Here is a 15,713-nt window from a genome sequence, read left to right on the forward strand (position 1 = left end):
ATGGTTTTTATTATTGCCATATCAATCACATTGGCATACCTACTTTTAATAGGTGTGTTGATTTATGGGTTTGAAAAGGTACCTAGATTTAAGTTGGACAATACACCTCCAAAAACAGCATTCTCGCTTATTGTTCCTTTCAGAAATGAAGAAAATAATTTGCCTCAACTTTTAAAATCCATTAAAGATTTAGACTACCCAACGGATTTGTATGAAATTATTTTAGTGGATGATCACTCGGAAGATCAATCGGTACGCGTTATTAAAACCTTTATTGAAAATGGATTAAAACATGTAACCATTTTAAAAAATACAGTAAAAAGTTCATCTCCTAAAAAAGCAGCTATAGCCAAAGCCATTAAAAACGCACAATACGATTGGGTGATTACAACTGATGCCGATTGCCGCGTTCCAAAACTGTGGTTAAAAAGCTTTGATAACATAATTCAAAAAACCCATTTACGCTTAATAGCTGCTCCTGTAAATTATTATGATATAGCCTCCTTTCTAGACCGTTTTCAAACCCTAGATTTATTAAGTTTAATGGGAACTACTATTGGCGGTTTTGGAATTAAGGAACCATTTCTTGCCAATGGTGCTAATTTAGCATATCAAAAAACGCTATTTTCAGAGCTATCAGGTTTTGATGGTTCTACAGAAATAGCCAGTGGAGATGATGTGTTCCTACTTCAAAAGGCCGTAAAATATAATTCTGATGATGTCTGCTATTTAAAATCCATTGACGCCACTGTAGAGACAAAACCACAAAGAAACTGGGATCAATTAGTTTCTCAACGGTTAAGATGGGCTGCAAAAGCCACTAATTACAAAAGCTTCTTTGCTATCATTACGGGTCTTGTTGTATTCCTAATGAATTTCCTTATCATTATCCTAATTCCAGTTGTTTCATTTGGCGTCATGAATTTAAATGATTTCATCTATATACTACTAATTAAAATGGGAATTGACTTTCTGCTCATTTTTAAAACCAGTCGCTTTTTAAATCAAGAATCCGTTTTAACTTCGTTTCTTGTATCTAGTGTTTTTTACCCATTTTTTACACTATATATCATTAGTATTTCGTTTTTTAGAAGCTATACTTGGAAAGGTAGAACATTCAAGAAATAAAGGCGATATTATCCTAGATATCATTTAATTTTTTTAGCTTTACAAGTAACCAATTTTACATATATCATGAAAAAGGCTTTCTTTTTGTTTGGATTTTTATCTTTAGGATTTTTTAGCTTTTCACAACAATCTTACACTATAAATGATGAAACGTTGGAGCTGGATACAGCTGTAGAAGGCAATCTGGATTTACTTTGGACTATTGATAACGGTACATACCGCTATTTTGTAAAAACAAATTCAGGTGACATTCAAGAATTAGTGAATACTAAAAATGCGGAAACGCGTAAATATCAAGAAGAGTACAAATCGGTACTAAATGCACTTACTGAAGGCTATGGCGTTCCAACAGACCAGGTAAATTTAACACTTTATAGCTTGGAAGATTTTTTCAACACTTACAACGCTACAACCGATTTAAGCTATAATTATGAACCTCGTGCTAAATTACAAACACGTTTGGGCATTTTTGGAGGAATTACCAATCAACCTTTAGTAGAAAACCCTAACAATGCTAGTGTGCCATTTTTTGGATTGGAATTTGAACTCTTTGAGGCAACCAAACTTCCACGTCATGCGATGTTTTTTCATTTCAGACATGCTTTAGAAGCTGATGATTTTGAGTACACATCCACACAAATTGCTATTGGGTATCGCTATCGCGTTATTAATAAAGATCGTTTTAATTTGTATGGTAATTTAAAATTAGTAACCTACGATTTTGGAAACGCTACATACACATCTAATCTACCTGAAATTGGCACTTATGAGGATTCATTTTCTGGAATTGATATTCCATTTATTTTAGGAATTGGAGCTGATTTTCGTGTCACCGAAAATGGGTATATCACCTTTGCATATCATGATATTTATGCACTTTTTAGTGATAATAGCGATAATTTCCCAATTGATTTTGCTTTAGGCTTTAAGATGAATTTATAGTGCGTTTAAACCAAACATCCAATCCAGCTTTCTCCAATTACTTTTGGGATGATAACACTACATCCTCTAAAAAAATGACGGTGACTGGCATCCTCATTAAATCGTTTTTCTGCATTGCTATTGTTGCGGGAATTACAGTAGTTATTTGGTATTATTACAGCAATGGAAACAACATAAAATGGTTTACTACAGGAGGCATGATTGCCGCAATTATTATTAGTTTAATAATTTCTGTCAGAAAGCAATGGGCCAAATTTTTAGTACCACTTTACGCTATTGCTAAAGGCTTTTTTCTAGGAGGTATAACCAGCTATGCTCAAGCACAATTTCCTAATTTGCCGTTCCAGGCTATTGGAGTCACAATCATTACGTTTGTCGTAGTATTAATGCTCTATCAAACCCGAATTATTATAGTAACTAAAAAGCTACGAAGTGTTATTATTACTGCTTGTACTACCATTTTTGTAACGTATCTTATTTCGTGGATATTAAGTTTCTTCGGGATAAAAAGTTTTCTTTGGGGAACATCATGGCTAGCTATTGGATTTAACGTAGTAGCTGCTGTTTTTGCATCATTAGCCTTGCTGTTGGATTTTGATTATATAGAACGTCATAAAAATAAAGCGCCAAAAGAAAAAGAATGGCTAGCAACTTGGGGATTATTGGTGACGTTAATTTGGCTGTATGCAGAAATATTACGACTCATGCGGAAACTCGCAATTCGGTTTTAAAGGTGTTATAACCGGAATTTAAACCCGAAAATCTATCACTTATACGTTTCAGAACTTGATAAATAAAATAACGTTTCAACGGCTTCCAACCTAACATTATTTAAAGATTTATAACAATTTAGAAACCTAATTAACCTGAATAATCACCGGCAAGGTAAACGCTGTTTTCACTTGTTGACTGCGTCTGATTGCTGGATAAATTTTTGGTAAGGAATCTACACTTTTATGCAGTAATTCTTTCATATTTGGAATTTCCTGAAGCGTTATAGAATCGGCTTCTATGGTTATAAGCGAAAGCAATCCGTCTTTGGATATTTCAAAATTCATGTAAACCGTGTCATTGATGTCTTGCTTAACAATAAGTGTATCCTGTTGTAATTTTTGAGTAATAATCTCCGTTAAGGTATTTTGAAAACAACGCTTTTTATCATCTTGTGTTGCGTTTTCATCACAGCTATCAAAGGTGGGATATTCATCCACTTCATTCCAATTAAATGTTAACAGTTCATTTTCCAAAATAACGTCAGACGATGTTTTTTTAGCATCGAAATAATTACAGGAAGTAACTGCCAAACACATTAAAATAAAATATAGCTGTTTCATAGGTTGTTATGAAGTCGAAAAATACAATATTTTTATATTTTATACCATATCTTGGGTAGAATGACTGTAAATCTTTCTAAAAAATATACAGATTAAGTGGGAAAGAAAAAAGAATGTTTTTTTTGCTATTCAGGAAGATACGAAATGGCATTAATCAGTATTCATAAATTTTTCTTGTTTCAGTTCACTTAATCTACTTTTAGCTTTAAATAAAAACGGATTTTCAGGATATTTAGCCACGAAGTCTTCATACAACTTAATTTTGGTATCGACATCTTTATAATAATCATCCTTGGTGTAAACCAGATAAAAAGCAGCATATATATTGTTCGGGTTTTCTTTTAATGCACGCTCAAAAGATTGAATGGCTGCTTGATGATTTTTCCGATGATTTTGAATGGTTCCTAACGTCATGAACTCCTTATCCAATGGTAAATCTACTAATTCTATAGCTTTACTGATGTACAATTCAGCCTGTTCATAATTGCTCATTCGTGTATATAACTGACCTAGAATAAATAAATTATCGAAATTTCTGGGTTCTTTAGCAACCGCTAATTTTTGCTGTTCAATGGCTTTTTCAACTTCAGACATTTCAGAATAACAATAGCTTAATTTTTCATGAACAAATTGAGAATCTTCACCTAAAACCAACAATTTTTCAAACCATTTTGAAGCCGTTTGATAATCATTTTTCCAATAATAATTTTGTGCTTTTAGACTGATAAGTTCTGCGTTGTTCTCGTATGTTTTTAAACCTATATCTGTATAATAATCTACGGAATCGAACTCGCGTTTTTGTAAGTGCCGTTTTGCTAATTTAAAAATGGCTTTTTGATGCCCCTTGTCTAAAAGAAAGCTTGTTTTAAATTCGTTACGTGATAATGAATCTCGTAATTGTTCATAAACCAAACCCAACTCATAATGGTAATTTGGATTAAGGGAATCTGTTGCAATTAGTTGTTTAAAAGTAGCTGCAGCCGTTTGATAATTTTTAGTTTTAGAAAGTAATTTGGCATAATCATATTTTACCAAGGCATCGTTTGAAAATGCGTTAATACTGCTTTCTAGATGCTGTAAAGCTTTATCGTAATTACCAATTGCTTGGTAGGATTTGGCCAACATATAGGCGACATCATTTAAATTATTATAAGATTCATAAGCTTTAATGGCCTCGGAATAATTACCGTTAACAAACAAACTATCTGCAACGTTTAAAACCGAAGTTTGAGCTTCGGTTTTAAAACTTACTAGAATACTAATTAGCGCAATAAATCTAGTCATTTATTTTAAACTTTATAGGTAGGTAATACGGAACCGTTACTTTTTTACCTTGGTATTCTCCTGGAATTAAATTAGGAAGCATATTTAAAACGCGTTTGGCTTCGACTTCCAATTCAGGATGAGGCGCTCTAGCCTTAATATCTACAACTTCACCTAATTCATTTATTTTAAAGAAGACTCTAATTTGGGCAACACCAGATAAATTTAAGCTTTTGGCTAATTCCGTATTAAAATTTTTGGCTACAAACGCATTCAGTTTTTTACTCATGCATAACTTGTCTTCTTTGTTAGAAGTTTCAGTTTCGCAGCCAGGAAAAGTTGGGACTTTTTCAACCATATGGATTGGCACCTCAACATCAGACGCTAAAGAAGCCACCTCCACAACTTCTATAATCTCACCGTTAGATGTTTTTGCTAAAATATTTTTCAAGGCTTCTTTTTCAGATTCTGACAAATCTCCTTTTGCTTCAATAGAATTTTTTAGCATGTCTATTTGGTCTTGGATTGTTAGCTCCTGCTCCACTACTTCAATGACTTCCGGTTGCGTGGCTTCTTCAGAGCATGATGAATACAACAACATTCCGAGTACTGTAGGGATTAATAGAGTGTACTTGATTAATTGTACTTGTTTTGATTTTGTTTTTTGTAACATAATAATTCGTTTTTTGATTAATGATTGTTTGAAAAATGGATTGATGAATGATACTGGATTTGTATCGAAAATTTGCGCTAAAAGATTTTCATAATATTGATTTTTATTCTGTTTCACGGCTTGTGAATCCGCAATAAATTCATGTAAATCTGCCATGCGATTTTGATACATATACACAAGCGGATTAAACCAAAATACAATACGAAACAACTCGAAAAATAGTAAATCCCAAGTGTGTTTTTGGTTTACATGAATCAATTCGTGCTTAACAATTTGCTCACGTTCGGTTTCTTTTATGTTTTCACCTAAAAATACATAGTTGAAAAATGAAAATGCGAGCCTACTTTTTAATAAATGCACATAATAAACAGCCCCATCTTTTTGCCTAGGGTTTTGATAAATAAGTTTTATAATTTTAAATAAACGCAGACTGAAAAATGATACGGCTAACGCACTTCCAACTACTAAAAGCAATGAGAAATACCATAAAAAGCTGTGAGATGTATTGCTACCAGTAATCACGACCTCTTCAAGGTAAATAGTATTAGGTGTTTGAGACAGTATGAGTGGTAAATTAAGTACAAATTCTTTTGGAATAGCTTCCTTAAAACCAGATACTTTAATAAATGGCAGAATCACTGAAAGCATAACTGTAACTAATAAATACGCACGATTCCAATTAAAAAACGTTTCTTTCCTTAAAAACAAATCGTAAATGAATAGAAAGAACAACTGAAACGCAATGACTTGAAGGATATAGTGTATCATGATTTTTTGTCTTTATGAATCTCCTTTAAAACAGATTCTAATTCCTGTAAACTAATATCATTTTTCTTCATAAAAAACGACACCATACTTTTAAAAGACCCTTGAAAATAATTGTCTACCAACGAATTTATACTTTGATTACTATAATCCTGTTTTTTAATTAATGGAAAATACACATGTCCTTTTCCCTGCTTTTCATAATCTACAAATCCTTTGCTCTCTAAAATTCGGACTATGGTTGAAACTGTATTATACGCTGGTTTAGGTTTTGGCAACTCGGCAATAATTTGTTTTACGGCAGCTTTTTCTAATTGCCACAATACTTGCATTATTTCTTCTTCGGCTTTAGTTAATGGCTTTTTTTGGATCATGATTTTTATTGCGAATTATTATTTAACTAACTCTTTAGTTCAACAAATATAACTAATATTTTAGTTTAAACTAATTTTTTAGTTTAAAATTTGTAACATTATTTAAATATCTTCGTCTAACAAGAAAAAATATATGGACATATTATTAGTCGTTTTAGGCTTTATTTTTATGCTAATTGGTATTGTAGGGAGTTTTTTACCTGTTTTACCAGGACCACCATTAAGTTGGATTGGCTTATTACTACTCTATTTAACTCAAGCTATCCCAAACGATTGGTGGTTTTTAGGTATAACCCTAATAGTAGCTTTACTTGTTTTTGTATTAGATTATATTATTCCAGCTATGGGAACCAAACGATTTGGCGGTAGCAAAAAAGGCGTTATTGGTACTACATTAGGTCTTATTGTTGCTATAGTATTCCCAGTTTTTGGACCTATAGGTATCATAATTTGGCCATTTATTGGTGCATTTATTGGCGAAATGATACATAAAGCGGATTCCAAAATAGCTGTAAAAGCCGCATTCGGATCGTTTTTAGGATTTGTAGCAGGCACTTTTATTAAATTTGTTGTAGCGGTTATTTATTTAGGCTTCTTTCTATGGACGGTTTGGGACTACAAATCAGAGCTATTTTCTATATAAAAGAAGAAACCTCATGGCTTCCAATTTAAAAATGAAAAACCACGAGGTTAGTGTAAATGCTATTAATTCAACAAATTTATTTTATGAGGGATTAATTTGTCGTTGATATTTCAAATGTAGCCATAACAATTAACTTCTTGTTGTGGGAAAACCGTAACACCTTTACGGGAAAACCGTAATTACCAGTTATAATAAGCGTTTGCAGATGAAAAAAAAATGAAAAAATATCAAATTTTAACACTAATCCCATTAATGCACTATATAAATCCTGATTTTTTAGCCACAGCTAGTAAACTTTCATCACTACCATCGCTCACATCAAAAATAACTTTTAATTGTTTTTTTCGTTTTTCAATAGCGCTTAAGGATATTTCAAAATGGTCCTTTAAACTTTTGGTTCGAATGCCTTGTGATAGCAGATAGAGAATTTTTCTATCTATATCATCCAATTTAATATCATTGGTTATTGTTTTCCTGATAATGGTGCTCACGCTGGCACTATAAAATGGCGGTTTAAACATAACCGCTTGAAATGCGCTGGCAAGTTCACGCGATGTCAAATCGCTTTTTATTAAAAACCCTTCAGGATCAATATCTTTTATAATATTATGAATTCGGTAAGGTTCGTTAAACATGGTAAGCATAATTATTTTTGCTTTTGGCATGATGCGTCTGGCATATTTTGCTAAATCTTCACCAGACATAAACTCACCGTCACTAGAAGGCGGCAAACTGATATCCATAAATAAAACATGATAGGGCAACTCTCTATCAACCGCTTGTTGCATAAAACTTATAGATTGATCGCAGGTATTGGCTATATCAATTTTTAATACTTGATTTTCTTTTTTGGTCGCAATTAATGTGTTTTGATAGCCTTCAATAATAATTGGATGATCGTCAGTCATTAAAATACGAATAGTTTCTTCCATGATTGATATGTTTCGGTTAGATTGGGATTTTTATGGTAATGGTTGTGCCTTTATCTTTTTCAGAAATGATATCTAATTCTCCTTCAAACTCTGATACACGTGAATTCATGTTTTTCAAACCGATTCCTTTTTTCGCTTTTTGAAGATCGAAACCAGAACCATCATCTGAAATGGCAAACCAAATTACATTTTTTTTCATATTAAAGCTAATATCTACGTGATTAGCTTGAGCATGTTTATAAATATTTTGAAGTGACTCTTGCAACATCCTGTAAATATGAATTTTAGTTTTATTAGATATCTCATCCCAAGAAATATCAGGATCGCTATGCAATGTAAATTTTAAACCGTAGGCAGTTGTTTGAGTCTCTACAAGGGTTTCAATAATATCTGGATATCCCGAATTAGAAATAAAATCTGTATTTAATTCGTGTGATACTTCACGGATGTCTTGCTCAATAATTTTTAGTTCCTGAATATAGCTTTCACGAGTTTGGATAGCTTCCTCTGTTGAACTCATATTTAAACTATCTAAACTTAAACGCGTTCCAAAAAGTCGGCCAAGGATGCCATCATGTAAATCTTGAGAAATTCGTTTTTTCTCTATTGATCGTGCCTCATCTACCTTATCTTGTTGGGTAAGCATCAGGTTATAAATTTCTTCATTGGCCTCTTGCTGTTGTTGCATGAGTTTCAATTCTTTGTTTTTAGCACGCTGCGTTATAATTATGTACAATAAAACCAAGGTAATTATTAAACCAGCAGATAAAATCATGAGCCACAAACGTTCTCTAGAAATTTGTCTGTTTTCAAGCTCAACCTGTTCAGTTTCAAATTCAATTCGCGCAAATTTATTCCTTATGGCACGTTCTTTATTTATTAAACTATCGTTAAGATGAATGTATTCGTTTAAATAATTTACAGACTTTTTAGGGTTTTCAATTTTAGATTTCAGTAATAAGGCATTTAATGTTACATCGTTAATTAAAGATGCTTTTCCTTGACTGTAAGCTATATTAGCAAACGTTAGCGCAGAATCTAAAACACCTGTGTCTAGATAATATTCTGAAGCGTTTAAGGCCACAGACATACGACTTAATTCATTGTCGGCACTATCGCTAATACGATAAGCCTTTAGCAACATCTCTTTTATTTCTTGATTATCAAAACCTTCTGAACGGTGTTTTAATAACGCATAATCACCTAGAATAAGCGCATAGTTTTCTGGCTCTTGTTTTAAAATATCCTCTTTTGTAAATAGTGCCTGATAAATTTCAAGTGCTTTATCGTACTGCTTCAGTTCTTTATAAATAAGCGCAATGTTACTTTTAGAGTATAGTGTATACAGAAAATTATCTTCAATTTTATTGCTGTATGATAGTGCTTCATTATGATATTGAATGGCATTGTCATATAACTTTAACTCATCGGCTGCAATAGCCACCAAATTATACAAACCCCATAAATTATCGTAAACTGCATCTGTTTTTGGCAACTGTTTGTATAAACGAATAGCTCGAAACGCATTACTTTCGCATCCAACATAATCGCGCTCTTCAAACTGAATATTAGCCATGGAAGACACAGCACTTGCCTGATCTTTAACCATGTTTAAGGTTTCAAAATATTTTGAAGCATTATAATAGTATGAATACGAGCTATCTACTTGATATTTTTCAGAATGATACCAACCCAAAACGTTGTTTATATAAGCTAACGCTAAGGTATCATTAAGTTTTTTTGCCAGTTTCAGATTTTCATGATTTAGGTCGAAAAGTGAATCTACTGCAAATTGGCGCAAAAATAAAGTAGCTAATTGCCGTTTTGATTTTAAAATTATGGAATCCTCCTTGGTTTTTTTAGAAAACTCAATAGCTTTCCTTACAAAAGCCTCTCGCTCGTTTAAATTATAGTCCTCATTATCCGATAATGCTCTGTAAAAATAAACACTATCTAACAATTGGTTTTTAGGAAGCTGCTGTGCACATAAAATGGAACAATAGAAAAGAAAAAAAAGTAATAGTGTTTTTTTTAATAACATAATGATGCTTCAAGTCTTCTCAAATTTATAATTTTTTATGACACCAATACCCATGTTGCTATTATAAGTCTGGCTTAAATTATAAAAACAAAGAAAAACCCTTTAAATAAAGGGTTTTTAAAAAAAATATAAGTAGTTTTTTATCCGTTACTTGGAATTTCTTTTCCTTTCTTTACATGTCTTTTAGTTTGAAAAGCATATGTAAAATCTTCTTTTTGAGAAACCTGTTCCTCATTGTTCGGATTTGTATTTTGGTTTTGATTTTGGATTGTAAGACCTGTAAGTGTCATACAAAAAATAGCTGCTACTAAAGTAATTTTAAGGGTTTTCATGTTAGTTTATTTAGGGTTAAAAAATTTACTATAAATTTTAGTTAGTTTAAAAATCACTGTCGAGGGAAGATGGATTAATAACCGTAAATTGTGTGTAGCAAAATGCTACAAACTATTATTTTTAACATGAGGGAATAGACACTATGTGTCTTAAAATGGAATAATTAACCTTAAATAAGTTGAAAATCGATTTAGGGACTTATAATAAGGATGACAAATATAAGTTGAATATACAAAAAAGCATTTAAATATAGATGAAATGCATTATTTTATCGATAAAAAGCTTTTATTGAAATATTTTCTTACAAATAATTGTTAATAAAAATGGTAAAACTTATTAAAATTGTAAGAAAAACCGTTTTTAACAAACGTGTTAGATTAAAAAATGTTACTAACTTGTAAAAACAATTAAGAAATATGAAATCTCTATATAATAAGTTCATTAGTTTTATAAATACGATTCAGGGCAAAATTGCTTTTTACCCAACCTTATTTAGCATCATTGGGTTTAGTTTTGCCATGACTATGCTGTATCTAGAGAAGGAGGGCATATCGGCATTTGTTTTGGAACACATTCCCCAATTAGTTATCAATAATGCCGATACGGCAAAAACACTGTTAAGTTTTTTAACTGGTGGCATTATATCCATCATGGTTTTTAGCTTTTCAATGGTAATGGTTTTATTAAATCAAGCGTCTAGTAACTTTTCGCCACGGGTATTACCTGGACTAATTTCCAATAGAAATCACCAATTTGTGTTGGGTATATATTTAGCCACTATTTTATACAACACGTTTACGTTGGTTGGTATAAATCCACAAGAAAACGACAAATACCAGCTTCCAGGGTTTTCAGTACTTATAGGTATAATTTTAACCGTTGTTTGTTTGGGAGCATTCTTATATTTTATTCATTCTATATCCCAATCCATACAGGTTAATAATATTCTAGACACTATTTACAAGAAAGCAAAAATGCGTTTGGAATATCTGTTAGAAAAGGAATCGGAAACACCACCAAACTTTCCAGATTCATCGGACTGGAAATCCTATTACAGTTCTGAAACGGGTTATTTCCAGAATATTGCTGTGGCCAATTTGGTGAGTATTTGTAAGGAAGAAGATATTCAACTTAAAATTTTACCAATCCAAGGGTTGTTTGTTTTAGAAGGTGTTCCAATTATTCAGGTAAGTAAAGACATAAACGACGAATTAGTTAAAAAAATACTGTCTAATTTCAATTTTGCTAAAGGTGAATTTGTTGAAGATAATTATGCGCTTGCCTTTAAACAAATTACAGAAATTGGCATGAAAGCTATGTCGCCTGGAATTAACGACCCAGGAACTGCTATTAGCACCATTGATTATTTGACAGAATTATTTGCCATGCGACTTAAAAAAAATGACCAAACCATTATTACTTCTGATGAGGCTTCTTTAATTGCAGTATCTACAACAAACTTTAAAGAGCTCGTATATCAAGTTATGGTGTCTTACCGAACCTATTGCAAACACGACTTAAGTTGTATTCAAAAATTATTTATCATGTTTAAATATTTACTTATTCAGGAGGCCCATTTACCAGAATACCATGATGTCCTTTTAGCGGAAGCCAAATTGTTGTATGAAGACACTCAACAAAGCATTACCAACTCTACGGATTTAAGAAGGATTGAGGCTTTGTATCAAAAACTTTTGAAATAAAGCTATTACAAAAACAAGCTGTATATAAACAAAAAACATCCCAGTTTTTATTACCAATCTCGAAAATTTCGAAACGGCATAAAAAGGAATGTTTTTCTACCAAAATAAAACCCAATTGGGCAGTTTCTATATGTTATATGCTATCGCATATTTAAATTTAAAGAGAAAACCGTAATAGAATTCGTTCCAGAACCTGTTAAACGCATACCCCAAATTTCGATATAATCATTAGTAGCCAATTCCACCGTTCCAGAAATAGCATTACTGGAGATATCTGAAGTATTATTAACTCGCATTAACGTATTGGTTTCTACTAAACTTGTGGTGCCATTTTTTCTGATAAAAAAAGCATAGTAATCACCTACTCCACTATTTCCTCTTACAGATAATGCGGCGTTAACTTGAAACGTTCTTGTGCGTTTTCCTAAATAGGTAATTCGGTTGTTTTGAGGAGATGCTGTCCTTAAAACATTAACCACAGTCGTTGAATTTGAATTAGAATTCCCTGTAAGGTTAAACGGACTACCATTAGCAACGGTTTGTACAAATCCTGTAGTTATTGTTCCATCATAATAAATATTAGCGGTTGCAACCTCATCAGATTCTAATTTTATACCTGGACAATTAACGGTCCATGAATTATTAAAATTATAATTTGGATAGGTTCCTACTGTATATTTTTTGACATATTCGGTACTCGTTCCACTAAATGTTACCCCATTTAATACGGCATTAGCAACTGTTGGATTACTACTTACATCAATTCCTTTATTAGACCCATTAATAACCATAAATCCACCCTGTTTTTCTATAGAATTAAATGTCCCTGTATACGTTTCATAAGTTCCTGCATTTGAACTAAACCAACCAACATTACTAATCAGTAAATTTGTAATATTACTATAAACAATACCTGTTGTATTTCCAACAAATTGAATAACACTGGTAAAAACTAAACCATAACTATTTATAGTTCCTACAGATGCCGAGTTTGCTATTACCAAATCTCTAATAATTAAGTTTTCTGATGCGCTTCCTGCTAAATTAAAAATACTTCCAGTACTATTTACTAATGTTACATTTTTAAGCGAACCTCCTTTATTACCAATAAACAGACTTCCGCCAGATGTTTTTATCAATTTATCTTCATTAGTATCCAAACCTAACACATAGGAATTATTTAAATTAATAGGATTTGAAATACTTATAGCGCCATTTATTTCATAAAGCGTATTGGCATCGAGTTTATATTCAGAACCACCACCTGCTGTAAGCTCACTACTTAAATCTGTTGCCGATTTAATAAGTTTATAGTTCGTTCTCACTTCTGAATCTATTTTTGTCCAAACACTTCCTTTATAAAAGTAAAATGCATTTTCTGATGTGTCATAAACTAACAAACCATTTGCTGGGTTTGAAATTGCTAACCGCTCTGCCGATGTCAAACGTGGTGTTAACATTCCTTTGCTTGTTGACGTAACATCCAACATAGCAGAACTATCTGGCGTTAATGTGCCGATTCCTACTTGCGCATAACTTGGCATTAGCATGATTAAAAAAGCCAATAGGCTAAACGTTTTTAAAAGTAATTTTTTAGTTTTCATAATTAATATTTTAAGATTTTAGTAGATTTTTGGGCATTATTGGTTTTAAGCACCACTAGGTAAACACCATTACTGTGGGTAAAAGGAATTGTTATTTTAGGTTGTGAACCTATATTTTCGGAAACAGATAAAAGCTGTTGTCCTATAATATTGTAGATGTCAATACTTGTTATTTCTAAATTATTAGGGTTTGAAACTATTATTTCTTCAAGGCCATTGTAAAAAACCATCGTATTATCTAATTCTTTTTGTGGTACACTTAAAGTTTCAGCAGGCTGAAAAACTATTGAGTATCGTGAAGGATATTCCCCAACTGGTAAATTAATTTCAAAATTTTCCTCTGTTAAATTATAGGTCGTTTCTAGTAAATTATCCTTCAAATAAATAGTATGATTAAAATTTTCAACCGCGTCCAACATAATATGATGGGATCCCGATTCAGAAATAATTAATCCCACAGGAAATTCCAATGTATCTGAAAAACGACTAACACCTTGAATAGCATAGCGATTACTAGGGTTGTTCTCTATTATAAAAAACAAATCATCTGCTCGAGACATGTATTGAAGCGCATCATATCCTGAATTATAATTTTCATCGGCTGATGAATTAGGAAGAAACCCTAATAATAACTGTCTGTGAAATCCTTCTGGGTCTTCATACCCAATTCGGATATATTGATTCTCATCCTCTAAATTCTTTTCCGAATTCTGTGGCCTACTTGAAGATTCTAACTTAAAGAACCGTTGCGAATTTTTAAAGACAATGGTTCCAGAGTCTGTTGCATCTATAAAAAACCCTTTCCCAATTGGCACATATTGTGAAGGTGCTGTAACAGTTCCAGAATTACCAATACCAGCAATAAGCGGAGAAGCAATGGATGGAGGTGTTCCACCTGTAAGATTTCTGATAGCGTAACCACCTAAATAATCCGATAAAACATGAGATGTAGAACCACCATCTACCCAAAAATGAAGTGCATTAAGCACTGCAATATTATCGTTTATAAAGTCATCTGCATCTAAAGCAGATGGATAAGGATTACCCAGCAGAATGCTTTCGCCACCACTAATAGGAAATTGATAATCGCCATTATTTGGTGCACCGTAAAACACATAGTTTTGGTTGGCTCCAGAAGCATTAGGACCTTTCATGGTATATCCCTCTCCAGGGTTCAAAATACTTGTACTGTTTAAGGCAATCCATTCAGCATACGAACCTGTTCCTCTTGCATATTTATATAACCACCTTTTGTTTATTGTTAATGCTGTTGTAACATTTCCAGAGCCATCTGTAACGGAAGGCAAACCATTATATGGACTTCCGGAATTAAACAAAATTTGTGTAGGATTAAACGGATTAATTGTAGAATCTACGCCATCAAATTTGCCTCCTTGAAACCTAAAAACACCACTATTATTAACTGGCGAAGACCAATAATCATATTGATATGGTGAAACGGTTCCTTGTTGATCTAAAAGAAGCTTTCCTGCAACTACTGTATTATTATTCAGACCTGAATGCTCTTGAACAAGTTGCGATTCGCCTGTCAATCTCATATCACCACTTATTAAATTGAGATTATTGGTAATTTGAACTAAAAAATTATCTGCAACAGAAACACCTTTTAGTCCTTCGGGTGTGATATTAATTTCAAGGTTATGAAAATTAACAACCTCACTATTTCCTGAAATATTTAGAAAATTATTGGTATCACTTTTAAAATATGTGGTTCCATTTGAAGCAGAAGTAAGGCCGTGGTTTATAAAACTGTTATTTAAATACAAGTTACCATCAGACACATGATTTCCGGTAGCTGTATTGGTGTATTCGTCTTGAAAATACACAACGCTATTTGGGGTAATTTTAAGTTGACCTGTATTTATAACTTGCGCACTTGCCAGATAGCTGACGCAGATACAAACACAGAACATAAGTGTAGGTTTTAAGTTCATAGTATTAAGATTTGGTTAAGGGA

At 32.4% G+C, this 15,713-nt stretch carries 14 protein-coding genes; 5 read left to right on the top strand and 9 right to left on the bottom strand.

What is annotated here, in order from left to right; translation table 11 throughout:
- The 3 genes from BM239_RS01345 (at window position 1) to BM239_RS01355 (ending at window position 2,801) form a co-directional block, all read left to right on the top strand.
- Window positions 1–1,128 (top strand): glycosyltransferase, encoded by a 1,128-nt coding sequence (locus tag BM239_RS01345; RefSeq protein WP_092205852.1) that lies wholly within the window; start codon window positions 1–3, stop codon window positions 1,126–1,128.
- Window positions 1,129–1,194: 66 nt separating this feature from the next.
- A complete protein-coding gene (locus tag BM239_RS01350; protein WP_092205853.1) occupies window positions 1,195–2,070 on the top strand; it encodes a hypothetical protein in 876 nt (291 codons plus the stop codon).
- On the top strand, window positions 2,070–2,801 hold the full coding sequence (locus tag BM239_RS01355; RefSeq protein ID WP_092205854.1) for a Bax inhibitor-1/YccA family protein: 732 nt from the start codon (window positions 2,070–2,072) through the stop codon (window positions 2,799–2,801). Before BM239_RS01350 ends, BM239_RS01355 begins: the two co-directional genes overlap by 1 nt.
- Window positions 2,802–2,927: 126 nt before the next feature.
- Here BM239_RS01355 and BM239_RS01360 read toward each other — a convergent pair whose 3' ends face one another.
- The 4 genes from BM239_RS01360 to BM239_RS01375 form a co-directional block, all read right to left on the bottom strand.
- Window positions 2,928–3,404 carry a hypothetical protein gene (locus tag BM239_RS01360; protein WP_092205855.1) on the bottom strand — a complete coding sequence of 159 codons (477 nt, stop codon included), beginning with the start codon at window positions 3,402–3,404 and terminating at the stop codon, window positions 2,928–2,930.
- A gap of 150 nt (window positions 3,405–3,554) precedes the next feature.
- On the bottom strand, window positions 3,555–4,688 hold the full coding sequence (locus BM239_RS01365; RefSeq protein WP_092205856.1) for a tetratricopeptide repeat protein: 1,134 nt from the start codon (window positions 4,686–4,688) through the stop codon (window positions 3,555–3,557).
- Window positions 4,681–6,108 (bottom strand): M56 family metallopeptidase, encoded by a 1,428-nt coding sequence (locus BM239_RS01370; RefSeq protein ID WP_092205857.1) that lies wholly within the window; start codon window positions 6,106–6,108, stop codon window positions 4,681–4,683. Before BM239_RS01370 ends, BM239_RS01365 begins: the two co-directional genes overlap by 8 nt.
- Complete coding sequence (locus BM239_RS01375; RefSeq protein ID WP_092205858.1) at window positions 6,105–6,479, bottom strand: BlaI/MecI/CopY family transcriptional regulator; 375 nt, start codon at window positions 6,477–6,479, stop codon at window positions 6,105–6,107. The genes BM239_RS01370 and BM239_RS01375 overlap by 4 nt, the downstream gene beginning before the upstream one ends.
- 133 nt (window positions 6,480–6,612) lie before the next feature.
- On the opposite strand from BM239_RS01375, the gene BM239_RS01380 reads away from it, so the two are divergent.
- Complete coding sequence (locus BM239_RS01380; protein WP_092205859.1) at window positions 6,613–7,122, top strand: DUF456 domain-containing protein; 510 nt, start codon at window positions 6,613–6,615, stop codon at window positions 7,120–7,122.
- 257 nt (window positions 7,123–7,379) lie between these two features.
- Here BM239_RS01380 and BM239_RS01385 read toward each other — a convergent pair whose 3' ends face one another.
- The 3 genes from BM239_RS01385 to BM239_RS01395 all read right to left on the bottom strand — a co-directional run bounded on the left by BM239_RS01385 (window position 7,380) and on the right by BM239_RS01395 (window position 10,427).
- The gene (locus BM239_RS01385; RefSeq protein WP_177208957.1) at window positions 7,380–8,054 is read right to left on the bottom strand and encodes a response regulator; all 675 of its coding nucleotides are present in this window, start codon (window positions 8,052–8,054) and stop codon (window positions 7,380–7,382) included.
- A 16-nt stretch (window positions 8,055–8,070) separates the two neighbouring features.
- Window positions 8,071–10,095, bottom strand: coding sequence for a tetratricopeptide repeat-containing sensor histidine kinase (locus BM239_RS01390; protein ID WP_092205860.1), 2,025 nt, complete (start codon window positions 10,093–10,095; stop codon window positions 8,071–8,073).
- Between the two features lie 140 nt (window positions 10,096–10,235).
- Window positions 10,236–10,427 carry a hypothetical protein gene (locus tag BM239_RS01395; RefSeq protein WP_092205861.1) on the bottom strand — a complete coding sequence of 64 codons (192 nt, stop codon included), beginning with the start codon at window positions 10,425–10,427 and terminating at the stop codon, window positions 10,236–10,238.
- Window positions 10,428–10,844: 417 nt separating this feature from the next.
- Between BM239_RS01395 and BM239_RS01400 the strand changes: the two genes are divergently transcribed.
- Entirely contained in the window at window positions 10,845–12,131 is a 1,287-nt protein-coding gene (locus BM239_RS01400; RefSeq protein ID WP_092205862.1) for a DUF2254 domain-containing protein, read from the top strand.
- A gap of 140 nt (window positions 12,132–12,271) precedes the next feature.
- Here BM239_RS01400 and BM239_RS01405 read toward each other — a convergent pair whose 3' ends face one another.
- Both BM239_RS01405 and BM239_RS01410 read right to left on the bottom strand, forming a co-directional pair.
- Window positions 12,272–13,735: a hypothetical protein gene (locus tag BM239_RS01405; protein ID WP_092205863.1), complete on the bottom strand. Its 1,464-nt coding sequence runs from the start codon at window positions 13,733–13,735 to the stop codon at window positions 12,272–12,274.
- Between the two features lie 2 nt (window positions 13,736–13,737).
- A complete protein-coding gene (locus BM239_RS01410; RefSeq protein WP_092205864.1) occupies window positions 13,738–15,690 on the bottom strand; it encodes a T9SS sorting signal type C domain-containing protein in 1,953 nt (650 codons plus the stop codon).
- Window positions 15,691–15,713: the final 23 nt, after the last annotated feature.

The sequence above is a fragment of the Algorimicrobium echini genome (assembly GCF_900115185.1).
Classification (GTDB): domain Bacteria; phylum Bacteroidota; class Bacteroidia; order Flavobacteriales; family Flavobacteriaceae; genus Algorimicrobium; species Algorimicrobium echini.

Coding starts and splice junctions, on each gene's coding strand:
- BM239_RS01345 (WP_092205852.1), top strand. CDS start 1: ATGGTTTTTATTATTGCCATATCAATCACATTGGCATACCTACTTTTA.
- BM239_RS01350 (WP_092205853.1), top strand. CDS start 1,195: ATGAAAAAGGCTTTCTTTTTGTTTGGATTTTTATCTTTAGGATTTTTT.
- BM239_RS01360 (WP_092205855.1), bottom strand. CDS start 3,404: ATGAAACAGCTATATTTTATTTTAATGTGTTTGGCAGTTACTTCCTGT.
- BM239_RS01365 (WP_092205856.1), bottom strand. CDS start 4,688: ATGACTAGATTTATTGCGCTAATTAGTATTCTAGTAAGTTTTAAAACC.
- BM239_RS01370 (WP_092205857.1), bottom strand. CDS start 6,108: ATGATACACTATATCCTTCAAGTCATTGCGTTTCAGTTGTTCTTTCTA.
- BM239_RS01375 (WP_092205858.1), bottom strand. CDS start 6,479: ATGATCCAAAAAAAGCCATTAACTAAAGCCGAAGAAGAAATAATGCAA.
- BM239_RS01380 (WP_092205859.1), top strand. CDS start 6,613: ATGGACATATTATTAGTCGTTTTAGGCTTTATTTTTATGCTAATTGGT.
- BM239_RS01385 (WP_177208957.1), bottom strand. CDS start 8,054: ATGGAAGAAACTATTCGTATTTTAATGACTGACGATCATCCAATTATT.
- BM239_RS01390 (WP_092205860.1), bottom strand. CDS start 10,095: ATGTTATTAAAAAAAACACTATTACTTTTTTTTCTTTTCTATTGTTCC.
- BM239_RS01395 (WP_092205861.1), bottom strand. CDS start 10,427: ATGAAAACCCTTAAAATTACTTTAGTAGCAGCTATTTTTTGTATGACA.
- BM239_RS01400 (WP_092205862.1), top strand. CDS start 10,845: ATGAAATCTCTATATAATAAGTTCATTAGTTTTATAAATACGATTCAG.
- BM239_RS01405 (WP_092205863.1), bottom strand. CDS start 13,735: ATGAAAACTAAAAAATTACTTTTAAAAACGTTTAGCCTATTGGCTTTT.
- BM239_RS01410 (WP_092205864.1), bottom strand. CDS start 15,690: ATGAACTTAAAACCTACACTTATGTTCTGTGTTTGTATCTGCGTCAGC.